Genomic DNA, 23840 nt, shown 5'->3' with positions numbered 1-23840 from the left:
GTTCATCGGGCACCGGCCAGTGTCGGCCCGCTCACCGGGCACCGGCCAGTGTGGCCTCGACGCCGTGTCGTTCCAGCGCGGTCAACCAGGCGATCACGTCGGCGCGGACCTCGTCGTCCTCGGCGACCTCGACCGGGATGACCTCGCGCAGCGCGAACAGCGCGTCGACCGCACCCGCCGGGCTCTGCACACCGGCGTCCAGCGCGGCGCGGATCGGCCCGGCCAGGGGGTCCTGGAACGGCAACGGGTGCCCGTCGTCGGCGTACCCCAGAGCGAAGCGCAACCAGGACGCCACGACCAGCGCGCCCCAGCGCGCGGACCGGCCGGCCGCGCGCAGGTCGGCGATGGTGTGCAGGACGCGTTGCGGCAGCTTCTGCGAGCCGTCCAGCGCGACCTGGAGGGTGCGGTGGTGGATCGCCGGGTTACCGAACCGGGCGAGGACCTGCTCGCCGTAGTCGACCACCCGGACACCGTCCGGCGGCGTGAAGCTGGCCGCGACGTCCTCGGCGATGAGCCGCCGCAGCACGTCGGCCAGGTGCGGGATCTCCAGCGCGTCGGCGATGGTCTCCCGACCGGCCAGCGCACCCAGGTACGCGATGGCCGAGTGCACGCCGTTGAGCGTGCGCAGCTTCAGCCGCTCCCACGGGCCGGCGTCGTCGGTGAGCACCGCCCCGGCGTGCTCCCAGCCGGGCCGACCGCCGGGGAAGTCGTCCTCGATGACCCACTGCGCGTACGGTTCGGCGGCGACCGCGGCCAGGTCGGTCACGCCGAGCACCCGGCGTGCCGCCTCGATCGTCTCCGGGGTGCTGGCCGGCACGATCCGGTCCACCATGGTGCCCGGGCAGGTGACGTTGGCGGCCACCCACTCGGCCAGCCCGGCGGGCACCCCGCCGGCACGCGCCACCGCCTGGTCGACCATGCCGCGCAGCCGTCGACCGTTGGCCGGGAGGTTGTCGCAGCTCACCAGCGCCACCGGCCCGGCGTCCGCGGCGGCGCGCGCGGCCAGCCCGCGCAGCAGCAGCCCCGGCACCGTGGTCGGTGGCCGGCCGCCGGCCAGGTCCGCGGCGAGCGCCGAGTCCGGGGACAGCTGGCCGGTCACCGGGTCGAGTTGGTACGCCTTCTCGGTGACGGTCAGGGTCACCACGCGGACCGCCGGGTCGGCGAGCAGCGCCACCACGGCGCCCGGGTCGCGGGGAGCGTGCCGTACGCCGCTCAGGGCGCCCACCACGCGCGTGGCGCTGCCGGCGGCGGAGAGGGTGCTGACGCTGAAGAGGTTGTCCTGCGCGGTGAGCGCGTCGACCATCGCGGTGCTGCGGGGGGCGACGGCCACGATGCCCCAGTCACCGCCGGCCGCGCCGACCGCCGCCTCGGTGTAGACGGCCTGGTGTGCCCGGTGGAACGCGCCGAGGCCCAGGTGCACGACGCCCGTCGGCACGGTGCCCGGCCGGATCAGGGGGCGGGCCTCGGTGGGCAGGTGGCGCAACATGCCCAGGCCCAGCCGGGAGGCGCCGACGGTCACCGCCATGCCGGGCCGTCCGGGAATCGGAACTCGGCGATCGACGCCGGCTTCATCGTGGCGCTGTATCCCGGTCGCTCGGGCAGCAGGTATCGGCCACCGCGGGTGCGGACCGGATCGACGAAGTGCTCGTGCAGGTGGTCGACGTACTCGACCATCCGACCGTCCAGGCCGGTGCCCACCCGCAGGTAATCGAAGATCGCCAGGTGCTGGACGTACTCGCAGAGACCCACGCCACCGGCGTGCGGGCAGACCGGCACCCCGAACTTCGCCGCCAGCAGCAGCTCGGCGAGGACCTCGTTGACGCCGCCGACCCGGCAGGCGTCGATCTGCATCACGCCGATCGCCTCGGCCTGCAACAACTGCTTGAAGATCACCCGGTTGGCGGCCACCTCGCCGGTGGCCACCCGGCACCGGCCGCCGGTCAGCTCGGTCACCGCGCGGGCGATCCGGGCGTGGCCGAGGATGTCGTCGGCGTGGGTGGGCTCCTCGATCCAGTACGGGTCGACCTCGGCCAGCGTGGCCATCGCGGTGATCGCCTCGTCGACGTCCCAGACCTGGTTGGCGTCCATCATCAGCAGCGCGTCCGGGCCGATCTCCTCCCGGATGATCCGGGCCCGCCGCAGGTCGTCGGCGAGCGGGCCGCCGACCTTCATCTTCATCGCCCGCCAACCGTCCTGGTACGCCTGCCGGGTCAGCGCCCGCACCTTGTCGTCGGGGTAGCCGAGCCAGCCGACCGAGGTGGTGTACGAGGGGAAGCCGTCCCGTTCGAGGGTGGCCAACCGGTCGGTCAGGCCGTCGCGCCCCTTGTCGAGGATGGCCGCCGCCTCGTCGGGGGTGATCGCGTCGGTGATGTGTCGGAAGTCGACGCTGGCCACGAGGTCGTCGGTGGGCAGCTCGGCGAGGAACCGCCACATCGGCTTGCCGGCCAGGGTGGCCCGCAGGTCCCACACCGCGTTGACCAGCGCCCCCGTCGCCATGTGGATGACGCCCTTCTCGGGGCCCAGCCAGCGCAGCTGCACGTCGGCGCTGAGCGAGCGCCAGAACGCGACCGGCTCGGCCGTGATCTCCTCGATCGTGCGCCCGCGCACGTGGTGGGCGAGCGCGCGCACGGCCGCGCAGGTGATCTCGTTGCCCCGGCCGTTGGTGAAGGTGAACCCCGCGCCGGTCGGGCCGGCATCGGTGCCCAGCTCCACGTACGTGGCCGAGTAGTCGCCCCGGTTGATCGCGTCGGAGCCGTCGCCCCGCGCGGCGGTCGGGAACCGCACGTCGTTTACCTCGACGGAGGTGATGGTCACCGTCACTGGTCGGCCTTTCCGAAGTTGAAGACCCGCTTGGGCAGCCGGTACGCGAGGTCCACGATGGTCTCGGCGGCCTCGTCCATCGGCAGTCGGTGCTCGGCGACCAGCCGGGCCAGGAAGCCGGCGTCGACCCGGCGGGCGACGTCGTGGCGTACCGGGATGGAGCAGAACGCCCGGGTGTCGTCGACGAACCCGGTGGTGTTGTAGAAGCCGGCGCTCTCGGTGACCGTCTCCCGGAACCGGCGCAGCACCTCGGGGGAGTCCAGGAACCACCAGGGCGCGCCGAGCAGCAGCGCGGCGTAGCCGCCCGCGAGGGGCGCCAGCTCCCGGGTGAAGGTGTCCTCGTCGAGGGTGTAGAGCACCACCCGCAGCCGCGGGTCGTTGCCGTAGCGCTCCAGCAGTGGGGCGAGCGCGTGCACGTACTCGGTGGCCTGGGGGATGTCGCCGCCGACGTCGCGGCCGTGCCGGGCGTGCAGCCACCGGTTGTGGTTGCGCACGGCGCCGGGGTGCAGCTGCATGACCAGGCCGTCATCGAGTGACATCCGGGCGAACTCCACCAGCATGTGCGCCCGGAACGCCTCCGCGTCGGCGGCGTCGGCCTCGCCGCGCCGGCCCCGGTCGTACAGCCGCTCGGCCTCGGCCGGCGTCAGGTCCAGGGTGCGCGCGGTGGGGTGGCCGTGGTCGGAGGACGTCGCGCCGGCGGCGATGAACGCGGCGCGCCGGGCCCGCAGCGCGGCCAGGTAACCGGCGTACGTGCCGGTGTCCTCGCCGGCCCGCTCGGCGAGCCGTTCCACGTTGGTCGACCAGCCGTCGAACTCCATGTCCACCACGTCGTCCGGGCGGAAGGTGGTGACCACCCGGCCGCCCGGCCCGCCCCAGCCGTCGGCGGCGAGTTTGGCGTGCTGGCCGAGGTCGTCCAGTGGTGACTCGGTGGTGGCGAGCACCTCGATGTTGAACCGCTCGAACAACGCCCGGGGGCGGAAGTCCGGTTGGGCGAGCCGGGCCGCGATCTCGTCGTAGAGGGTGTCGGCGGTGGCCGGGCCCAACGGGGTGTGCACGTCGAAGACGGTGCGGAAGGTCTGCTCCAGCCAGAGCCGCGAGGGGGTGCCCCGGAACAGGTGCCAGTGCGCGGCGAAGCGCCGCCAGATCACCCGGCCGTCGGTCTCCACCGGGCTGCCGTCGCGGGTGGGCACACCCAGGTCCGACGGGGGGACGCCCTGACTGAGCAGCATCCGGGTCAGGTAGTGGTCGGGCACGATGAGCAGCTGCGCCGGGTCCGGGAAGGGCCGGTCCTCGGCCAGCAGGGCCGGGTCGACGTGCCCGTGCGGCGAGATGATGGGCTGCTCGGCGGCCAGTGCGTACAGCTCCCGGGCCAGCGCGCGCTGGCCCGGTTCGGGCGGCAGGAGCAGGTCGGTGTGGTCGAACGTCGGCACGGGGATGGGCTCCTCGTCTCCAGGTCAGCGGGGGGTGAGCAGGTCGGCGACCCGGACCGGTTGACCGGTCTCGAAGGAACGGTTGGCCGCCAGGCCGGTGAGCAGGGCCAACGCGCCGTCGTCGGCGGTCGCGGCGCGGTCGAGGGGGTCGGGTTGACCCCCGAAGAGCACCCCGGTCATCCGGGCGTCCGCGCCACCGTGGCCGTGCCGGCTGCGACCCTCGACGGGGATCTGTCGGGGTGGTTGCCAGAACGGGCGCAGGGTGAGCGTGGCACCACCGCCCTCGGCCGGCGCCTCGGTGCCGTGCAGGGCGGCGCCCTTGACCGCGCCGGCGGTGCCCCGGTCGACGAAGTCGTTCTCGGTGACCTCCAGCTCCAGCCGGCCCCGACTGCCGTTGACCATCACCCGGTAACCCTCCCAGGGAGCGTAGGCGGTGAGGTGGTAGGTCATCGTGGCGCCGGTGGAGTAGCGGGCCAGCACCGCCATGTCGTCCTCGATGCTGACGCCGGGGGCGAAGACGTTGCGGTCGCGCTGGTAGCCGTCCTCGGTCTCGGCGTCGAGGTACAGCTCGCGCAGACGGGGGTGGGCGTCGAGTCGCAGCGCGAACGGGTCGTCGGCGGCGGCGGGGGAGCCGTGTGCCCGGTCGTAGTCACGGGCGTAGCCGTGCCGGCGGCCGTCCTCGCCGTAGAAGAAGAGCCGGCCGGCCGCGTACACCTCGACCGGGGTGGCGGCCAGCCACCAGTTGACCAGGTCGAAGTGGTGGCTGGCCTTGTGCACCATCAGCCCGCCGGAGGTGGCCTTGTCGCGGTGCCAGCGGCGGAAGTAGTCGGCGCCGTGGCGTACGTCGAGCAGCCACTCGAAGTGCACCGAACCGATCTCGCCGACCGCGCCCTCGGCGAGCAGCCGGCGGACCTGTTCGTGCAGCGGGTTGTAGCGGTAGTTGAACGCGACCGTCACCCGGCCACCGGTCTCGGTCACCGCGTCCAGGATCCGCCGGCAGCGCGGCGCGTCCACGGTCATGGGCTTCTCGGTGACGACCTCTCGCCCGGCGCGCAGCGCGGCCACCACGTACTCGTCGTGGGTGACGTCCACGCTGGTGACCAGGACGACGTCGACGTGTTCCTTGTCGAGCATCGCCGCGAAGTCGCCGGCCGGGTACGTGGGCACCGGGCGGTGGCCCAGCTCGGCCAGCCAGCGGTTGTGCGCGTCCATCCGGGCCTGGTTGACGTCGGCGAAGGCGACCAGCTCGGTGGTGTCGGCGTGGTCGAGCACCAGGGCGCGGACGAACATCTCCGCCCGGGCGCCGGTGCCCACGACGGCGTACCGGACCCGGCCGTCGACTTTCGGTGACATGCGGTCGCCTCCCCGGTGATCCTGCAAAGGTTTGCAGTGAAGTAATCACGATCGATCCGACTGCGTCAACGACGGTGACGCAATCAGCGGCAAATATCCCTGTTTGTGGGGTGGCAGGTGACCAAGGGGAGTGTGGGTGCAACAAAGCCGTAACCATCCACCGTTGACACTGGCGCAACCGTTTGCATTAATGGCCACACCTACGTGACCACCACCACATCGGACGAAGGGGCCGCCGTGCCAGTCACCATCCGGGACGTCGCTCGGGCGTCCGGTGTGCACATCTCCACCGTGTCCCGCACCTTCTCCGCTCCGCACCTGGTCAACCCGGAGACCCGGGTCCGGGTGCTCGCCTGCGCGGAGGATCTGGGCTACCGGCCGAACCGGGCCGCCCGGGCGCTGATCACCGGGCGTACGCACAACATCGGGCTGATCATCGCGGACATCGCGAACCCGTTCTTCCCACCACTGATCAAGGCGGCGGAGAGTCAGGCCCGCCACCGCGACTACCACGTCTTCGTGGCCGACACCAACGAGGATCCGACCGCCGAGGAGGAGCTGGTCCACGCGCTGGCCAAGCAGGTGGACGGGGTGCTGCTGTGCAGTCCTCGGATGAGCAACAGCCTCATCGAGCAGCTCAGCCGTGAGGTGCCGCTGGTGGTCGTCAACCGACAGGTGACCGGCCTGCCCTGCGTGCTGATGGACGTCGGGCAGGGTGCCCGGGCAGCGATCGAGCACCTCATCGGCCTGGGGCACCGCAGCATCGCGTTGCTCGGTGGCCCGCGCAGCTCGTGGACCAACCGGGAGATGCGCCGCGCCGCCGGCACGGCCGCCCGAGCCGGTGGCGCGGAGCTGACCCTGCTCGGCCCGAACGCACCGACCGAGACCGGCGGCTCCGCCATCGCCGAGCAGGTGCGGCGCAGCGGTGTGTCGGCCGTGCTCGCCTACAACGACCTGATGGCGATCGGCCTCATCGAGGGGCTGGACGCGCTCGGGGTGCGGGTGCCGCAGGAGGTGAGCGTCGTCGGGGTCGACGACATCACCCTGAGCCGGCTCACCCGCCCCAAACTGACGACGGTGGCCACACCCACCGGGGCCGCCGGCCGGACGGCCGTCGACATGCTGCTGCAACAGGACTCCGAGTCACCGCGCGGCGCGCGAGGGCTCGGTGCCGGCACGGCGCTCGGCGTCCGTCGTACCACCGCACAGGTAATGCTCCAGACCGACCTGGTCATCCGCGACTCGACCGGCCCGGGCCCGTACGCCCGACCGGCACGTCCCCTGGCCGCGCCGCGTGGCCCGGACCCGCATTGCCCTGCGGGCCCGGGCATCCCGACCGCGGCCACCGGTGACGCCGTCGCCTCCTAATGCCGAGGAGTGAGCGCACATGCACCCCGCAACGCCCCCCACCACTAACGCGCCTGCCGGGCGCAATCACCGTACCGCGCTGCCTCGGCGGCGCCTGCTGCGCGGCCTGCTCGCCGTGACGGTCGCCGCGCCGCTGATGTTCGGGGCCGCTGCCTGCGGAGACGACGACGGCGGCGGCGCCGCCGACCCGAACGCCCCGGTCAAGCTCTCCATCTTCTGGTGGGGCGGCGACGCCCGGGCCAAGCTGACCGAGGACGCCCTCGCGCTCTACACCAAGAAGCACCCGAACGTGACGTTCGAGAAGACCTGGCAGGCCAACCAGGGCTACTTCGACAAACTGGCCACCCTCACCGCCGGCGGCAACCCACCGGACCTGTTCCAGATCGACGACAACTACCTGGCCGAGTACGCGGCCCGCAACACCACGCTCGATCTGACCTCGTACCAGAAGTCCGGCAAGCTGGACACCTCCAAGTTCCCCGAGAGCCTCCGGCAGTACGGCGTGGTCGACGGCAAGCTCGCCGGGCTGGCCGCCGGGGAGAACACCCAGGGTCTCGTCTACAACAAGACGCTGCTGACCAAGAACAACCTGCCCGAGCCCACCACCGGAATGTCGTGGGAGGAGCACATCGCCTGGGCCGAGCAGGTCACCGCCAAGACCAAGGTGCCCGGCACGCAGGACCCGAGCGCCGACTACAAGGCCTTCTGGGTCTGGCTCCGGCAGCAGGGCAAGGACCTCTACAAGGGCTCCGAGCTGGGCTTCACCGCCGAGGACGTGACCAGGTGGTTCGACCTGTGGAAGGGCGCCCGGGACCGCAAGGCCACCCCCACCGCCGACGTCATCCACGAGGGCAACTCCAGCGACATCACCAAGCAGTTGGTGGTCACCGGCAAGTCGGCGACCTCCTGGGTCTGGGCCAACCAGATGCCGGACCTGAAGAAGAACACCAAGGACGAGTTGGGCGTGGTCGCCTACCCGGGTGACCCGAGCGCGCAGTGGGCCCGGGCCTCGATGTACTGGTCGGTGTTCAAGGGCAGCAAGAACAAGGACGTCGCAGTCGACGTGATCAACTTCCTGAACAACGACCAGGAGGCGGTCAAGCTGCTCGGCACCGATCGAGGGCTGCCGTCCAACCAGGACCTGCGCCGCGTGGTCAGCGACGACACCACCGACCCGGCCATGAAGCAGTCCATCGCCGTCGAGGCCGAGCTGACCCAGAAGTTCGGCAAGTCGCCGCAGGTGCCGATCAAGGGACACAGCAAGGTGCGGTCCGAGCTGATCAAGGCTGCCGAGAACGCGCAGTACGGCAGGGCCACCACCGCCCAGGCCGCGACCCAGTTCATCGAGGCGTGCAAGTCCGCCATCGCCTGACCGCCCCCCGGGGTCCGTGCCGAAGTTCCCGGCCGGGAACTTCGGCACCGACCCGACGCGAGGAGAGGAGCTGTTCGTGGCGTTGACCACGGCGCCCGACCCGACCCGACGCGGCCCCGGATCCGTTCGGGCCCACACCGAGAGGCGTGGGCCCGGGCGCTTCCGGCACAGCGAAGGTCTGGCGGGGTACGTCTTCCTGTCGCCGTGGCTCATCGGCCTGATGGGTGTCACGGCGGTCCCCATGCTGCTGTCGCTCTACCTGAGCTTCACCAACTACGACATCCTCACCCCCTTCTCCGAGGTCCAGTGGGTGGGGTTGGCCAACTACGAACGGATGTTCACCGCCGACCCGTCGTACTGGCACGCGGTGCGGGTGACCCTGACCTTCGCGCTGATCGCGGTGCCGCTGAAGCTGGCCGCCGCGCTCGGTGTGGCGCTGCTGCTCAACCGCGCCTGGCGTGGGGTCGGGGTGTTCCGCGGGCTGTTCTACCTGCCGTCGCTGCTCGGCGGCAGCGTCGCGCTGGCCATCGTCTGGGTCAACATGTTCAACCGCGACGGCGCGTTCAACTCGCTGCTGAGCCTCTTCGGCATCCAGGGCAAGCCGTGGGTCAACGACCCGGACTGGGCCCTCGAAACGTTGATGGTGCTGGCCATCTGGCAGTTCGGCGCACCGATGGTGATCTTCCTGGCGGGTCTGAAGCAGGTGCCCACCGAGCTGTACGAGGCCGCCTCCGTCGACGGCGCCGGCCGGTTCCGGCAGTTCCGCAACGTCACCCTGCCGATGCTCTCTCCGGTGATCTTCTTCAACCTGGTGCTGGAGACCATCAACGGCTTCCAGGGCTTCACCGCGGCGTTCGTGCTCAGCAACGGCACCGGCGGCCCGGTCGACTCCACCCTGATGTACACGCTGAACCTCTACATCACCGGCTTCACCGAGCTCGACATGGGCTACGCCTCGGCGATGGCCTGGGTGTTCCTGCTGGCCATCGCGGTGATCACCGCGATCTTCTTCAGCACCGGGCGGTTCTGGGTGCACTACTCCGACGGGGAGGACCGGTGATGGTGACGGTGACCCCGACCGACGTGGCGCCGACCGCAGCGCCGCCGAACGCGCGCCGACGGCCCGGCGGCCGTCCGGTGCTGCGACTGCTCATCCTGGTGGCGATCGTCGCCGTGGTGCTCTACCCGCTGTTCTGGATGATCGGGACCTCGGTGAAGTCCCAGGAGGAGATCGTCAACAACCTCGGGCTGCTGCCCGAGCGGTTCACCCCGGGCAACTACACCGCCGGGTGGTCCAACTTCGACGTCAGCTTCGGGCGGTTCTTCCTCAACAGCGCGATGGTCAGCCTGCTCACCGTCGTCGGCAACGGGCTCTCCTGCCTGCTGGCCGCGTACGCCTTCGCGCGGCTGCGGTTCCGGCTGCGCGGCATGTGGTTCGCCGTCATGATCGGCACGCTGCTGCTGCCCCAGCACGTCCTGATCGTGCCGCAGTACATCCTGTTCCGGACGTTGGGGCTGGTCGGCGGCGACTGGCCGTACCTGCCCCTGCTCATCCCGCAGTTCCTGGCCACCGAGGCGTTCTTCGTCTTCCTGATGGTGCAGTTCATGCGCGGCGTGCCGCGCGAGCTGGACGAGGCGGCCCGGATCGACGGCGCCGGCCCGTACGGCATCTTCCGGCACATCATCCTGCCGCTGAGCCGCCCGGCGCTGGTCACCACCGCGATCTTCTCGTTCATCTGGACCTGGAACGACTTCTTCCGCCAACTGGTCTTCCTGTCCCAACTGGAGGACTACACCGTGCCGGTCGCGTTGACGCTGTTCATCGACTCGACCAGCCAGAGCGCGGTGGGGCCGATGTTCGCCATGTCGGTGCTGTCGCTGTTGCCGGTCTTCCTGTTCTTCGTCGCGTTCCAGCGGATGCTCGTCGAGGGGATCAACACCAGTGGCATCAAGGGTTGAACCCGAGGAGGCCGGCGAGCGGCGGGACTGGCGCGACGTCGCCCGCGACGCCGCCGACCTGGCGCTGCTCGGCATCCTGCTGGTGCTGGCGGCGGTTCCGCTGGTCACGGCGGCGGCGGCGGTCGGCACGGCCAGCGCGGCGGTGCACACCTGGACGCGGACCGGCAGCTGGCCGTCGGCGCGGACGACAGCGCGCCGGTTCGGGCGATCGGTTCTGCCCGGCGTGCCGGTCAGCCTGCTCGCGCTCACCGTGGCCGGGCTGCTGGCCGCCGACCTGGCGGCGCTGGCCACCGGCCGGGTGCCGGGCGGTCCGGTGGCGCTGCTGGTGACGGCACTGGTCGCGGCCGGCCTGGCCGGGTACGCCGGGTTGGTCGTGGTCGAGGTGGGCGGCAACGGGGGCGGGCGGTGGCGGGCGGCGGCCCGCTCCGCCGCCCGCGCCTGCCTCGACGCGCCCACCCGCTGGGCCGCGCTCACCGGCGTCACCGCGTTGGCCGGGCTGCTGGCGGTGCTGGTCACCCCGGTCGCGGTGCCGATCCTCGCCGGTTACACCGTGGCCGCCCTGCACGCCGTCGCCGGCCGCCAGCGGTTCGCGACGGGCGCCGCGCCGATCCCCGCCCACCCGGAGCTGCCGTGACCGCCGACCGTCCGGCCCGGGCCGCCGGGCCCGGCGCGGCCACCACGACCAACGAGCCCGACGTGGCCACCACGACCGACGAGCCCGACGTGGCCACCACGACCGACGAGCCCGACGCGGCCACCACGACCGACGAGCCCGACGCGGCCACCACGACCGACGAGCCCGTCCGCCTGCTGGTGGGCGGGACGGAGGTGGCCCGGTACGTGCTCGACCCGGCGTTGGACGCCCGGCACGGGCCTCGGCCGTACCTGCACCCGGTGCGCACCCTGGGCGGCACGGTGGTCACCGACGCGCTCCCCGCCGACCACGTGTGGCACCTCGGGGCCTCCCTGGCCGTGCAGGACGTCAACGGCACCAACCTCTGGGGTGGGCGCACCTACGTGCGCGACGTCGGCTACACCTGGCGCGACGACCACGGGCGGATCGCGCACGTCGGCGACGTCGAGCGGTCCCCGGGCCGGTACACGCACGACCTCCGGTGGCGCGACCCGGCCGGTCGGGTGCTGCTCACCGAGCACCGCCAGCTGGCCGCCGTTGCGCTGACCACCCAGGGGCCGGCCGGGGAGGTGTCGGCCTGGCGGCTGGACGTGGACTACACGCTGAGCGCCCCGGCCGGGCAGGACGTGCGGCTGGGCAGCCCGGCCACCAACGGCCGCCCCGGCGGCGCCGGCTACGGCGGGTTCTTCTGGCGGGCGGTCTCGGCCGAACCGGCGTCGGTGTTCAGCGCCTCGGCGACGGGGGAGGAGGCGGTCAACGGCTCCACCGAGCCCTGGGTCGCGCTGCGCGGCACCGGGCCGGGCGGTCGGGCGTACACCCTGGTTTTCAGCGGTCTCGGGACCGGCGACCGGTGGTTCACACGGGCCGCGATGTATCCCGGTGTGGGGGTGGCTTTCGCGTTCGAGCGGCCGGTCACCATCGCGGCCGGCACCAAGCGCCGAGGTCGTCACGCGGTGGTGATCGCCGACGGCGCCCTCGACCGCGCCACCGCCGCGACCCTGGCCCTCGAAACGCGTTGATCATGAAGTTGTTGCCCTGACACGCCGCTGCGAGTGGCAACAACTTCATGGTCAACGCGGTGTGCGGGCCGGCAGGGCGGCGGTCACCCGGATGGCCTTGACGATCGCCGGGATCGAGCCGATCAGCAGCACCAGCCCCCAGATGATCGCGATGACCGCGAAGACCAGCGCCGCCACGTCGTCGACGATGCTGACCAGGATCACCGGCACGAGGTTGTGCAGGAACTCCAGCACGACCGTGCACAGCAGGGTGGTGAGGATCAGCAGGACGAGACCCTTGTTCTGCAGGAAGCGCGGCTGGGCCAGCACCAGCAGCCCGGCCCACACGAGCTTGAGCAGCAGCACCAGCCCGAGCAGCACCGCCGCCTCGCCGACCGGGAAGAACCCCCACAGGGCCAGGTACGCCAGGGTGCCGAACGGGACGGCCAGGAACAGCGACACCATGATCATCAGCTCGACGAACGCGATGACCAGCGCGACCAGCCCGACGATGATCAGGATGATCGAGAAGATCAGGCCGGCGACGCCCTGTACCCGGCCCTGGACGCGTTCGGGCAGGAGCAGGCCCAGGCAGAACAGGGCGGTGCTCCAGACCGCCACCGCGTCGATCAACGCGAGATAGCCGGTGCCCCGACCGGACGGCTCGCTGACCCCGGACACGTCGTCGAGTTCCACGTCCAGCGCTCCGGCGCTGTCCGCCAGGGCCGCCCCGGCGTCGGCGCCGCCGAGCAGCAGCCCGGCACCCAACTCCACGCTGATCGCCAGGACGATGGCGAGCATGGCCAGCAGCAGGAACGGCTTGCGCAGGTCACCCACGGCGGCACTCCTCTCGATTTCGGGCCCCGACGAACCGGGTCAGGACGTGGCCACGACGACCGTGCAGGAACCGAGCCCGGGACAGCGCACACCGACCTCGGTGGCCTGGTCGACGGCGACCTTCGCGACCGCGCCGGTGCCGTCCGGTGCCGGCTCGACCTCGTCGCGGATGGTCAGGTCGGCGTCCCCCGGCGCCGGTGCGACGACGGTGAACCGGGCCGTGCTGCGCAGCACGAGGGTGCGCAACCCGCCGGGGTCGGCGACCCGCAGCACGCAGCCGCCGGAGAAGACCAGCCGGCCGGGCTCCGCAAGGCAGTCGGCGCTGACCGTGGCCGGGTCCACCGCGGCCCGCTCGGCGCCCAGAGCACCCAACCGGTCGACCAACCCGTGCCGGGCACCCGGGTCACCCCGGTCGCCGCGGCCCGCGCCGACCGCGACCACGAACAACGCCACCAGCGCGACGGCCAGCAGCCCCAGCAGCGCCTTCTGCCGGCCGCTCATCGCGTCACGGCCTGCGCCACGACCTCGCTGAACCGGATCGTGTCGACACCGGCGAAGTAACGGTTGGTGCCCTGCGTCTTGCCGACCACCAGCAGCGTGACCTGGTGCGGTCCCCTGGTGAGCCGGACCGTGCCGACGTCCAGGAACTCCGTCTTCTGCACCTTCGGCGTGAAGCCGAGGAACGTGCCGCCGACCTGGTTGCCGTCGATGGTGAAGACGGTGTTGGCGTAGTCGAAGGAGGTGGTGCGGACGGTGGCGAACCGCCAGGTGCCGTCGGCCGGGATCTGCACCGTCACCGTCACCTTGTCGCCGATGGCCAACCCCTGGAAGAAGAGTTGCCTGTCCCCGGACCAGACCACCGCGCAGCAGTTGGCCTGAGCGGCAACCGTCGCGCCGCTCTTCGCCGGTGACTCGACCGTCGCCCCGTCCACCAGGCTCTCCGCCTCGACGGTGACCACCCGCGGCTCACCCGGGGCCGAGTCGTCCCGGGTCAGCAGGACGACCCCCACGGTCACCACCACCAGCACCAACGCCACCGCCGCGGCGATCCACAACCACGGCGTACGCCGTGGCGGCGCGACCGCCCGTACCTCGTAGGTGACCCGGCCGCTGGAGCGGGAGCTCTCCTCCGGCGCGGTGTTCGCCGAGTACGCGAACCCGGTCATGTCGTAGCGCCGGGGCGGGGTGCCGGCGGGTACGGCGAGCGTGACCAGGAACGACACCGAGCCCTGCCCGGGGACCACCCGCTGCGGCTCGGCCACGGTGAACCACGACCGCTGGGAGCCGTCACCGGGGGCCACGTCGAACACCACGGTGTCCGGTGCGGTGCCCGGGTTGGAGACGGTGAACGTCAGCTCGCCGCTGTTGCGCGGGTCGAGGGTGAACTGCTCGGCGGCGGCGACGACCGCCCACTCGGTGGTCATGACGACTCCTCTTCGAGAACGATCTCGACGGTGGTCGAGGCGGGTTTCTCCGCCTCGACGATGCGGGTGATCACGGTCAGCTGGCCGGCGGCGGCGGCCGGCACCCGTACCACGACGTGGAAGGGCCTGTCGTCGGGTTCGTCGATGGCGAAGCCCGGCAACCCGGTGGCCAGTTCGAGAGCGCGTCGCATCCCGTACGGGGTGCCGCGCCAGCGGGCCAGCAGCGCGGCGTTGGCCACCAGGTCACGTAGTCGACCCACCGGCAGCGGCAGGGGGGTGTCCGGTCGGGGCGAGGCCACCACGTGGTCCATCGCCACCCAGCGCGTCAGGCGCACGACCAGCCCGTCCGGCGCCCGGTACGGGTCGAACAGCGCGTCCACCTCGGCGAGGATCGCCTCGTCCGGGGCGTGCAGCGCCTCCATCACGTCCAGCAGCGTCCAGAGCACGCTGCCGGGCACGCAGGCCCGCTGGTAGGCGGCGGGCAGCAGCCGTTCAATCGCCGAGCGTCGCATCCTGGCGCACCACCTCGATGTCGTGCTCGCCGGAGCAGAGCAGCCAGGTATCCGGGACGGTCACCACGTCGGCGGTGGCCTGGTTGGCGCTGGGCGTCCAGTCGACCGCCCCGGCGCTGCGGAACACGCCGCGCTCGCCGCCGGCCAGGATCAGCCGCTCGGCCGCACCGGGCCCACCGGCCGCGCCGCCGGCCGTCGGCCCGCTCACGGCGATGGCGTCGACCGGCACGAAACGGGTCCGGTCGCGCAGCGGCAGGCCGCAGTTGACCGACACCGCCTGCCACTGCGGCTGCGCGGCCAGGGTGTCCAGCCGCAGCACCCCGCCGCTCTGCGTGGCCGCCACCGCCAGCGGCCCGGCGAACGCCACGTCCCGGCAGGTGCCGCCGAACCAGCCGGCCTGCATCGTCTGCCACTTCACGTCGGACTCGAACAGCCGCGTGCGGTGGCAGCCCTGGCCGGGCTTCTTCGGGTCCGGCTCACCGGCGCCGCTCCACAGCAGGGTGGCCGGGCCGTCGTACTGCACGGCGAGGACCCGGTTGTCCACGTTGGACAAGCCGACGTGGGTGAAGGTGCCAGGTCTGCCGCCGGAGGTCGACAGGTAGACCCCGAATCCGGCCTGCGCGGCCACCGCCACACCCGGCGCGCCACGCTCCGAGACGAACGCGCGCACCGCGTAGAAGCCCCGGTCGGCGTCCGACGGGTCGACCAGGATCTGCAACGGCACCGCCCCGGGCAGCAACGACACCTCGTACAGGCCGGTGTCGGTGGCCACCAGCAGCGCCCCCGCGCCGTCGCGGTCCAGCCAGGCCAGGTCGGAGATCCGCGCGTCCAGGTCGGTGAGCAGCGACCACGTCTCGCCCAGGTCGGTGCTCAGGTGCACCCGGGAGCCGCCGGAGGCGCGCAGCGTCACCACGGCCACCGAGCCGGGGCGCGCGACGATGCCCGGCCGCACCGGCGCGGGCGCGGGCGCCACCCGCAGCACCGTCTCGCCGTCGAACCGGCCGGCCGGCTCCCACCCCGCGCCGCCGTTGCTGGAGCGGAACAGCACCGGGCCGCGGCCGGCATACCAGGTGCGGGGCTGGTACTGGTCGACGGCGAGGGCGCGGACCTCCCCGTCGGGCGCCTCGTCGACCACGAACCGCACCGACTCGACGTAGCGCACCCCCGGCTCGGCGTGCTCCAAGAGCCGGTACACGTTGGACGCCCGCAGCGGCTCGCCGAACGGCCAGCCGGTCGGGTTGAGCGCGGTCGGCAGCGGGCTCAACGTCTGGTGCAGCCGGTCGTGGATCCGGCTGCGGACCGCGTCCACGTCCTCCTCGCGCCGGACCACCACCCGGGCTCGCACCGACACCGCCTTGAAGCGGGCCCAGGTCGCCCGGGACCGGATGCCGACCATTCGGCGTTCCTCCAGGTCAGCCTCGACCCGACGGCGCGCCTCGGGCACCTCGTGCTCGCGCAGCACCGCCACCGGCAGCCGGCCGCCGGGGCGGGCCGTCGGCGGCACGTACGGGACCAGCACCACCTCGACCTCGCCGGGCCGGGCGAAGCTGTACACCGCCGCGCGGGTGAACGCCCGGGCCCTCGCCACCGCTCCGGAGCTGGTGGCGAGCACCTCGAAGTCGCGCGCGGTGACCGCCCGCTGCTGCGCGAAGAACTCGTACGGGCCGCGCAGCAGCACCGACTCCAGCGCCTCCATCTCCCGGCCGCCGGCAGCCGGCGCCGGGTTGTCGACGCGTACGCCGGGCAGGGGGTCGCGCAGGCTGGTCAGGGTGCCCGCCGCCACGTTGCCGGTGGGCCCGCCACCGGCGCGGTACCAGAGCCGGATCTGCCGGCCGGCCGGCGGCACGGCCGCGACGGTCACCGCCGCCGGCCCGCTCGCCGGGGCCTCGGGGGGTCGCAGGTCGAGGGCGGGGGCGAAGGTGACGGTCCCCGAGCAGCGGTCCACCAGGTACGCCTTGGACTGTGGCCCGAGCCCGGCGAAGCTGTCCACCGGTCGCCAGATCTCGAAGGTGCGGCCGTCGTACTCGCGGGCCGCCGCGCCCAGCTCCACCGTGCCGGCCGGCACCTCAACGCCGAGCAGCAGGTCCAGCGCCTCGGCGGTGTGCGTCAGCGGGGCGTGGGCGGCCCGCAGCACCTGACCCGGCTGGCCGGTGCCCACGCCGAGCAACTCCGCGTCGACCGGCTCACAGTGGTGCATCCGTACCGTCACCGACTCCTCGCCGGCGCTCAGCAGCGCCGGTTCGGTGGTGACGAACACGACCGGCCGGGGGTCGGCGCCCCGGGCCGCCGCGACCCGCAGACCGGCCGGGACCCGGAGCGCGCCGCGGTCGGTGCCGCTGCGGGTGAACCGGACGTCCGCCCAGGCCGCGGTGGGCGCGTGCCGGGAGACCCCGAGCAGATTCAGAAACGAGACGTACGCCTTCTCCGGCAACTGGTTCAGCCGGTAGATCATCACCTCGGTGAGGTGCGCGAACGCCTCCACCAGTGCCATGCCGGGGTCGTGCGCCGACAGGTCGGTCCATTCCGGGCAGGACTGCCGGATCCGTTCCCGGGCCTCGGTGACCAGGTCGAGAAAGCCGCGGTCGTCCAGATGCGGCACGGGCAGCGTCATGAGGGTCCCTCCTGCGCGGGTTCGTCGACCGGGAGCAGGTCCACGGAGAAGACCAGCTGCCCGGGTGTCAGGCTGGCCCGCACCCGGTAGTCGAGCCGGATCACCAGCCGCCACGCGTCGTCCGCGTCCGGCCCGGCGTCCACGTCGATCACCTCGACCCGCGGCTCCCAGCGGGCGATGGCCTGCCGGACGTAGTGGATGGCCAGGCCGGCCGTGGTGTCGTCGTTGGGCGCGAAGACCAACCGGTGCAACCGGGAGCCGTACCCGGGTCGCATCAGCCGTTCGCCGGGCGTGGTCGACAGGAGCAGGAACAACGCCTGCCGTACGCTCTCGTCGCCCTCGGTCATCGCCAGGCCGCCGGCCGCGGTGAGCGCCAACCCGCCCCCACGGCCGGCGTCGAAGCCGGCGCCGACGAAGCGGAAGGCCCTCACCGGTCCGCCCCCAGGAACCGCTGGCGCGGGTCCCGCACCGTGTGGTGGACCAGCCCCGGCGGTGTGCCGTCGGTGAACCCCTCCAGGTGCGACAGCACCACCCGGTGCCCGTCGATCCGCAGCCAGTCGCTGTAGCCGACCCGGACGTTCACCGTCTTGCCGCACGGCTTGATCGTCGGACCGTAGTTGGGGCAGGCCTTGATGTCGCGGCCCTCCGGGTCGTCGTCCACCAGCACGGGTACGGCGGTGACCGTCACCCACTGCTGCGAGGGCCGGTTCTCGACCCGCCCGTCGTGGTCGCAGGTGATCACGGAGTCACGGTGGATCCAGCGCATCAGCCGCCTCCTTCGTGGTGGGCGCGGGCCAGGGACCGGGCCTGCCGCGCGGCGGTCGTCGGGTCCTCGGTCGACTCGGCGTGCAGGAAGTCCACGCTGCGGGCGCGCACCACCATGGCCCGGCCGGGCGCCGAGATCACCAGGTCGGACGCCGCGTGCAGCGTCGCCAGGTCCGGGGTCAGTTCCAGATAGCTGCCGCCCTCGGTGGCCAGCCGCAGGCTGCGGTGCACGTCGTCGACGACGATCGACTGCCCGCCGGCGGTGCGCAGCGTCCAGCGCCGCGCCCGCCCGTCGTCGATGCCCGCGTCGTACGGCTCGACCGCGCCGAACAGCGAACCCAGCACGATGCCCGAGGCCGGCTCACCGCCGGGCAGCACCACCAGCACGGTGTCCTCCGGGTCCGGGAGCGCCACCAGGCCCTTGCCCCGCCCCGCGCCGGGGCAGAGCACGGCGAGCCAGCCGGCGTCCAGGTCCCCGTACGCCGGCAGGGTCAGGCGGACCCGGCCCAACCCGTCCGGGTCACCGACGTCGGTGACCGTGCCCAGGGTGACCACCGCACCGCCGGCCGGGGTCGGTGGGGCGACCGGCGGCACTGTGGAGAACCGGGTCAGGTGCCCGTTGCCGTCCACGGTGTGCACCACCTCGGTCAGCACGTACGCCCCGGCGACCGGGTCGGGCACACCGTCCAGGACGATCCGCCGGCCCGGCCGCAGCGCCGGGTCGCCCTCGGCCACCCCCTCGGCGGTGACCAGCGCCGCCGCCCGGGTGTCCAGTCGTGCCTGGGCCAGCGCCGCCAACTCGTCGTCGCTGCGGCCGGGCTGGTCGACGGCGGTGCGCACCCCGTCGGCGCCCACGTCGGCCGGATCCGGGCGGTCGCCGGCGGGTCGACCGCAGCGCGCGTCGTCGGCCTGCTGGCTGATCACCTCGGCCCGCTGCGGGTGCCAGCCCAGGGCCACGCTGGCACCGCTGGCCTGGTCGGCGTTGGTGGACAGCCGCAGGGTGTGCACGCCCGCGCCGAGGGTCAACGCGACCGGCTCTCCGTAACCGGCGAGGGTGACCAGCCGGACACCGTCGCCGTCGGCGGCCAGGTGCAGCCCGGCCCGACCGGCGACCTCGCGCAGCAGCTCCAGGTCGCTGTGCCGGTGCTGCAACAGCCGTTCCAGCCGTGGACCGTCGACCTCGGCCGTCACCTCCAGCCCCACGTCGCCGCACAGCTCGCGGGCCAGCTCGACGGCGGTCACCGAGGTGAAGACCCGCAACCCCTGCCGCTTGCGCAGCCGGTGCAACGGGTCGTACGCCCGCAGCCGCAGCACCGCTGCGCCGTCGGCGGCGTACTCGACCTCCACGGCGGTGACCTCCCCGCCGAACAGAGCGTCGGCATGATCGGCCAGCCGTACGTCGAGGGTCGTCCCGGGGCGCGCCGCCGGGTCGAACGCGCCGGTGCCGGCGCTGGTGGCGAGCACCAGCTCGGCCTGGGTGGGTTGGTCGAGCCGCGCGGCCACCCGCAGCGAGCGGACCCGCTGACGGGCCGCGCCGGCCAGCTCGACGCCGTCGAGCAGGACGACCAACGCCCGGGGCGCGGTGCTCGTCATGGCGTACCCCCGGGGTTGGTGCTGGTGGCGGCGGGGCCCGACGGACCCCAGGCGGCGGGCGCGGTGGCGACCGACGCTCCGACGAACGACGCGCCGGAGCCCACCGCGCCGGCCAGCGCCCGCGCGGCGCCCGTCACCGCACCCACCACCGATCCGCCGCCCGGGGCGCCGGGTGGTGGGACGGCGAGTGTGGTGCCGGCCGGCACCGCGAGGGGGTCGGTGATCCGGTTGTGTTCGGCCAGCAGTCGCCAGCGCAGGGGCGAGCCGAGCGCGTCGGTGGCCAGCAGGTCGAAGCGCACGCCGGAACGACCCGGCTCGGCCGCGCCGTCGCCGGCGGCGATCACCGCGCTGCCCGGCGCGGCGGTCGGGGTGCTCGCCGCGGCCAGCTCCTCGGCGAAGCCGGCCTCCGCCTGGTCGGCCGTCTCGGCGGCCCGGACCAGCTTCAGTCGCAGCCAGGAGCGTCGGGGTGACCCGGTGCCGGTGAACGCGTCGAACCGCTCCGCCACCGCGATGATCACCCCGGGGACGTTCCAGGTCTTGCCCCAGACCAGGCGGACCAGCGGTGGTCGCAGCCACCCGTGCTCGGCGGTGGAGTTCTCCGCCAGCATCCACAGCGGACGGGTCAGCACCCGCACGTCGGCGGGCCGGACCTGGGCCTGGACGAAGTCGACGTCGAACAGCAGGTCGAGCACCAGCTCGGTGCGACCGCCTCCGGTGAAGACCAACGGGTCGTCGGCCAGCCCGGACCCGGTGAGCTGCCCGCCGGCGACACCCCGATGGCGTACGCCGGCCAGCCGGGTCACCTGCACGGTCTCCGGGTTGAGCAGGCAGTCCACCCGCTCGCCGGAGGAGTCGATGAGGAAGGCGACGCGTTCCATCAGTCGCCCGCCTGTTCCCGGTCCAGTCGGCCGAGCTGGGCTGCGTCCAGAGCGTCGCCGGGCACCGTCCACACCGTCCCGTCGTCGGGCAGCGCCGGCCACGGGTCCGAGGTCCGCGCCTGCCGCTCGGGCGGCGGGAACGCCCTGCTCACCGGCCATCCTCCGCTGCCCGGGTCGCACGTCGTCCCGCCGATCCAGGGCCCGACCCTTCCGACGTCGCCGTTCCGCCATCCGACCGGGTGCCCGGCGCGCTGGTCGCGGTCGTGGCCGGTGTGCTGTCCGAGGCGTGAGCCGGCGTGCCGTTCGGGCCAGTTCCCTTCGCCGGGCAGGGCCGGCCACGGACCGGAACCGGCGACCTCGACCGCCGCGAGCCCACCCCGCGCCGCGCCGTCGACGGCGCTGGTGGGGTGGGAACCGGAGGGGTCGGGCTCGTCCGGGGACTCCTCAACGGACAGGGAAAAGGGCAGTCCGTCTCCGCCTACGGCAGGGGTGTCGCCCCGTAGCGCCGGTCCGAACGGTCCGACCGACCCGGTCGTCGCGCCTCGTCGAAACCGCGAGCCGAGACGCCAACCGTCCCGCAGCCGACCCGGCACCCGCCGACCCGGCGGCGCGAAGGCGTTCCCCCCGCCGTGTCCTGAGGTCCGGGCGGCGGCAGAGGCGCCGCCGCTGCCGAGTGCACCGCCGCTGTCGAACGGACCGCCGCTGCCGAGTGCACCGCTGCTGTCGAACGCCGAGCCGCCCGATCGCACGGTCCCGCCCGTTGACCACGACCGGTCCGGCGCCCCGTCCTCCGTGCGCGGCCCACCGAGGCCACCCGACGTGCCGTCGGTGCCGCGGGCCCTGCCACCGGTGGGTGCTGGGCCGCCGCCGCCGTGCGCGGTGCCGTGCTGGCCCGCGGTGCCGTGCTGGCCTTGCGTGTCGTGTCTGCCCGCTGTCCCGGGACTGCCGGCCGCTGAGCGGTCGCCCAGCACTCCGGAGTCGCCGGTGGGTTCTCCGTCGCCCGCCGAGGTGGTGCCGTCCGGGAGGACGAGACTGCCCGGCGTACCGGATGACCGCAGGCCACGACCGCCCGCCGGGCTGAGCGCGTCGGTCCGGCGAAGGTCGGCGGTGTCGCCGGTCCCGCCGGCGCGCAGGCCGCCGAACCCGCTGCCGGCGGCGGCGCGCAGGCCGCCCGTGCCGGCGGGGCGTCGGGTGGCCTCCCCGACCGGAGGGCCGGGTCGATCCGCCGTGAACCACCGGGTCGGCCCGTCCGGCGGGGTCGGCCCCACGCCGGGTGTCGCTCGGCCGCCCTGCTGGTCGTCGCGGCCATGGGCCTGCCCCACGTCGGTGGGGGATGCGTCCAGGTCCAGGTCGCGCAGCAGGCCGGGAGCGTGAGCGGCCACCAGGTCCAGCCAGTGCCGCGGAGGTTCCCCGAAGCGGCGTGGCGTAGCCGCCGGTGCGTCCGAGGACGGCCGTTGCGGGAGGTGGCCGGTGGGCTCGACTCGTCCGGCGAGGCGCTGCACCGCCCCGGCGGCCGAGCGCAGCCGGCCGGCCAGCCAGCTACGCGGGTGCCGGCGCGGTGGCACCGCCGGTCTCCAGCTCCAGGCCCTCGTAGCGCAGGGTCAACGAGGCGATGGCGATCTCGTGGCTGAGGGTGTTGAGGTGCGCGCCGCGCCACCGGGTGGGCCAGGCGTCGATCAGGTTCCAGCGCAGCACCTCCGCGGTGCCGACCGAGTCGAGCAGCACCACCGAGACGTTGCGCCGGTTGAGGGTGCCCTGCGCGGTGGCGTTCACCCAGTCCCACAGCTCGCGGGAGGCGGTGAGCCCGAAGTGCAACGTCACCGGCTCGTACTCGGCCTGGCCGGGCACCATCCGCATCCGGCCGAGGCCGTGCTCCCGGTACGGCTGCCCGGGAATGTTCACCTCCAGCCCGGTCATCTCGGTGAAGTGGCCGTTGGTGACGCCGTTGATGAGTAACCGGAAGTTGTACGCCCGGTACGGGTCGACCGGGGCGCCGGGCTGCGGGGTGGCGGTGGTGGGCATGTCAGCCTCCGATCGTCTCGGTCTCGGTGCCGCCGGCCCACTGGCTCAGCTTGAACACCACGAACTCGGCGGGCTTGACGACGGCGATGCCGATGTGGGCGATCACCATGCCGGCGTCGCGGACGTCCGGCGGGTTGGTCTCCTCGTCGCACTTGACGAAGAACGCCTCCTCTGGGCTGCGCCCGAGCAGTGCGCCGTCGCGCCACACCCGGGTGAGGAACGCCCCGATGTCGCGCCGGATCGAGCGCCAGAGGGTGAAGTCGTTGGGCTCGAACACCATCCACCGGGTGCCGTTGGCGATGGCCTGCTCGATGGCGATGCTGAGTCGCCGCACGTTGAGGTAGCGCCACTCGCTGGCCTCGGCGGCGAGCGTACGGGCGCCCCAGACCCGGATGCCCTCACCGGCGAAGTAGCGGATCACGTTGACGCCCTTGGGGTTGAGCACGTCGTGTTCCGGTCGGGTGACCAGGTAGCCCAGGTCGACGGCGCCGCGTACGGGTTCGTTGGCCGGTGCCTTGTGCACCCCGCGCAGGGCGTCGGTGCGGGCCCAGATGCCCGCCAGGTGCCCGCTCGGCGGGGTGAGTTCCAACTCGCCGCTGATCGGGTCGCGGACCCGCAGCCAGGGGTAGTAGAAGGCCCCGAACTCGGACTGCCGCGGCCGGTAGGCCGCCCCCTCGTGCCCACCGGAGCCGCCCGGCTGGGCCGAGCCGCCGCCGGGGCCGCCCGAGCCGCCGCCCGTACCCTCGGCGGGCTTGGGGGGTTTCCCGGTGGACGGCGTGGCGACCCGGGTCAACGCGGAGATGTCCTCGATGTCCGGTGCCGGGTCGCAGATGGCGACCATGGTGCGGGTGCGCTCGGCCATGCTGAGCAGCGCCTCGTGCGACACCACGTCGTGGAAACCGGGTGCCGCGATGATGGAGATCTCGTCGACGGCCTCCAGCAGTTGCAGACCGCCGCGGCGTTGCCCGCTGCCGGTGATCGCGCCGCCCTCACCCACGTTGACCACCCAGCAGCGGGCGCCCCCGTTGTCCAGGAAGCCGAAGACCGCCCGGGCCAGCGGGGTGCTCTCCACCCGCTCACCGCCGGCGAAGAGCCGCAGGAACTCCGTCCAGTTGTTGACCGGCACCGCCCTGCCCAGGTGGGCGGAGCGGTCCGGTGCGATGCCGACGAAGGCGGCGATGCTGGTGCTCGCCGGGCCGATCGGTCGGGCGCCGCTCGGGACCTCCTCGACATAGATGCCGGGGGAGAAGTAGCTGGGCATCGG

22 protein-coding genes are annotated in these 23840 nt (G+C 73.2%); 6 read left to right on the top strand and 16 right to left on the bottom strand.

Going from position 1 to position 23840, the window contains the following annotated elements; all coding sequences use genetic code 11:
• Positions 1–31: 31 nt before the first annotated feature.
• From LADH09A_RS28085 to LADH09A_RS28070, 4 genes are read right to left on the bottom strand one after another with little or no spacing between them, the layout of a single operon-like run.
• Positions 32–1525 (bottom strand): mannitol dehydrogenase family protein, encoded by a 1494-nt coding sequence (locus LADH09A_RS28085; RefSeq protein WP_238648684.1) that lies wholly within the window; start codon positions 1523–1525, stop codon positions 32–34.
• Complete coding sequence (locus LADH09A_RS28080) at positions 1516–2820, bottom strand: enolase C-terminal domain-like protein (RefSeq protein WP_238648683.1); 1305 nt, start codon at positions 2818–2820, stop codon at positions 1516–1518. The genes LADH09A_RS28085 and LADH09A_RS28080 overlap by 10 nt, the downstream gene beginning before the upstream one ends.
• Entirely contained in the window at positions 2817–4250 is a 1434-nt protein-coding gene (gene uxaC / locus LADH09A_RS28075) for a glucuronate isomerase (RefSeq protein WP_238648682.1), read from the bottom strand. Before uxaC ends, LADH09A_RS28080 begins: the two co-directional genes overlap by 4 nt.
• 24 nt (positions 4251–4274) lie before the next feature.
• Positions 4275–5603: a Gfo/Idh/MocA family protein gene (locus tag LADH09A_RS28070; protein WP_238648680.1), complete on the bottom strand. Its 1329-nt coding sequence runs from the start codon at positions 5601–5603 to the stop codon at positions 4275–4277.
• A 237-nt stretch (positions 5604–5840) separates the two neighbouring features.
• Between LADH09A_RS28070 and LADH09A_RS28065 the strand changes: the two genes are divergently transcribed.
• The 6 genes from LADH09A_RS28065 (at position 5841) to LADH09A_RS28040 (ending at position 11955) form a co-directional block, all read left to right on the top strand.
• The gene (locus tag LADH09A_RS28065; protein WP_238648679.1) at positions 5841–6971 is read left to right on the top strand and encodes a LacI family DNA-binding transcriptional regulator; all 1131 of its coding nucleotides are present in this window, start codon (positions 5841–5843) and stop codon (positions 6969–6971) included.
• Between the two features lie 19 nt (positions 6972–6990).
• On the top strand, positions 6991–8343 hold the full coding sequence (locus LADH09A_RS28060) for an ABC transporter substrate-binding protein (protein WP_238648678.1): 1353 nt from the start codon (positions 6991–6993) through the stop codon (positions 8341–8343).
• 76 nt (positions 8344–8419) lie between these two features.
• A complete protein-coding gene (locus LADH09A_RS28055) occupies positions 8420–9403 on the top strand; it encodes a carbohydrate ABC transporter permease (RefSeq protein WP_238648700.1) in 984 nt (327 codons plus the stop codon).
• Positions 9403–10302, top strand: a complete 900-nt coding sequence (locus LADH09A_RS28050) for a carbohydrate ABC transporter permease (RefSeq protein WP_238648677.1) — start codon at positions 9403–9405, stop codon at positions 10300–10302. Before LADH09A_RS28055 ends, LADH09A_RS28050 begins: the two co-directional genes overlap by 1 nt.
• The gene (locus LADH09A_RS28045; protein WP_238648676.1) at positions 10286–10936 is read left to right on the top strand and encodes a hypothetical protein; all 651 of its coding nucleotides are present in this window, start codon (positions 10286–10288) and stop codon (positions 10934–10936) included. Before LADH09A_RS28050 ends, LADH09A_RS28045 begins: the two co-directional genes overlap by 17 nt.
• Positions 10933–11955 carry a DUF6807 domain-containing protein gene (locus LADH09A_RS28040; protein ID WP_238648675.1) on the top strand — a complete coding sequence of 341 codons (1023 nt, stop codon included), beginning with the start codon at positions 10933–10935 and terminating at the stop codon, positions 11953–11955. The genes LADH09A_RS28045 and LADH09A_RS28040 overlap by 4 nt, the downstream gene beginning before the upstream one ends.
• A 51-nt stretch (positions 11956–12006) precedes the next feature.
• Here the strand turns inward: LADH09A_RS28040 and LADH09A_RS28035 are convergent, their stop codons facing one another.
• The 12 genes from LADH09A_RS28035 to LADH09A_RS27980 are packed head-to-tail and all read right to left on the bottom strand — an operon-like array spanning position 12007 to position 23837.
• Complete coding sequence (locus tag LADH09A_RS28035) at positions 12007–12771, bottom strand: hypothetical protein (protein ID WP_238648673.1); 765 nt, start codon at positions 12769–12771, stop codon at positions 12007–12009.
• A 39-nt stretch (positions 12772–12810) separates the two neighbouring features.
• Positions 12811–13272: a hypothetical protein gene (locus tag LADH09A_RS28030; RefSeq protein WP_238648671.1), complete on the bottom strand. Its 462-nt coding sequence runs from the start codon at positions 13270–13272 to the stop codon at positions 12811–12813.
• Positions 13269–14195 (bottom strand): carbohydrate-binding protein, encoded by a 927-nt coding sequence (locus LADH09A_RS28025; protein ID WP_238648670.1) that lies wholly within the window; start codon positions 14193–14195, stop codon positions 13269–13271. The genes LADH09A_RS28030 and LADH09A_RS28025 overlap by 4 nt, the downstream gene beginning before the upstream one ends.
• Positions 14192–14707 (bottom strand): phage tail protein, encoded by a 516-nt coding sequence (locus tag LADH09A_RS28020; RefSeq protein ID WP_238648669.1) that lies wholly within the window; start codon positions 14705–14707, stop codon positions 14192–14194. The genes LADH09A_RS28025 and LADH09A_RS28020 overlap by 4 nt, the downstream gene beginning before the upstream one ends.
• Positions 14688–17318: a putative baseplate assembly protein gene (locus LADH09A_RS28015; protein WP_238648668.1), complete on the bottom strand. Its 2631-nt coding sequence runs from the start codon at positions 17316–17318 to the stop codon at positions 14688–14690. Before LADH09A_RS28015 ends, LADH09A_RS28020 begins: the two co-directional genes overlap by 20 nt.
• Positions 17315–17749: a GPW/gp25 family protein gene (locus LADH09A_RS28010; RefSeq protein ID WP_238648667.1), complete on the bottom strand. Its 435-nt coding sequence runs from the start codon at positions 17747–17749 to the stop codon at positions 17315–17317. The genes LADH09A_RS28015 and LADH09A_RS28010 overlap by 4 nt, the downstream gene beginning before the upstream one ends.
• Positions 17746–18084 (bottom strand): hypothetical protein, encoded by a 339-nt coding sequence (locus LADH09A_RS28005; RefSeq protein ID WP_238648666.1) that lies wholly within the window; start codon positions 18082–18084, stop codon positions 17746–17748. Before LADH09A_RS28005 ends, LADH09A_RS28010 begins: the two co-directional genes overlap by 4 nt.
• Positions 18084–19676, bottom strand: coding sequence for a contractile injection system protein, VgrG/Pvc8 family (locus tag LADH09A_RS28000; RefSeq protein WP_238648665.1), 1593 nt, complete (start codon positions 19674–19676; stop codon positions 18084–18086). The genes LADH09A_RS28005 and LADH09A_RS28000 overlap by 1 nt, the downstream gene beginning before the upstream one ends.
• Positions 19673–20554, bottom strand: coding sequence for a CIS tube protein (locus tag LADH09A_RS27995; RefSeq protein ID WP_238648664.1), 882 nt, complete (start codon positions 20552–20554; stop codon positions 19673–19675). The genes LADH09A_RS28000 and LADH09A_RS27995 overlap by 4 nt, the downstream gene beginning before the upstream one ends.
• Positions 20554–22119, bottom strand: coding sequence for a hypothetical protein (locus tag LADH09A_RS27990; protein ID WP_238648662.1), 1566 nt, complete (start codon positions 22117–22119; stop codon positions 20554–20556). The genes LADH09A_RS27995 and LADH09A_RS27990 overlap by 1 nt, the downstream gene beginning before the upstream one ends.
• Complete coding sequence (locus LADH09A_RS27985) at positions 22094–22576, bottom strand: phage tail protein (RefSeq protein WP_179779319.1); 483 nt, start codon at positions 22574–22576, stop codon at positions 22094–22096. Before LADH09A_RS27985 ends, LADH09A_RS27990 begins: the two co-directional genes overlap by 26 nt.
• Before the next feature lies 1 nt (position 22577).
• Complete coding sequence (locus LADH09A_RS27980) at positions 22578–23837, bottom strand: phage tail sheath family protein (RefSeq protein ID WP_238648660.1); 1260 nt, start codon at positions 23835–23837, stop codon at positions 22578–22580.
• Positions 23838–23840 lie beyond the last annotated feature (3 nt).

This window comes from Micromonospora cabrerizensis, assembly GCF_022230955.1.
Taxonomy (GTDB): Bacteria; Actinomycetota; Actinomycetes; order Mycobacteriales; family Micromonosporaceae; genus Micromonospora; species Micromonospora cabrerizensis.
Note: the sequence above shows the minus strand (reverse complement) of the source record. Positions and strands in the feature narration are given on the sequence as shown.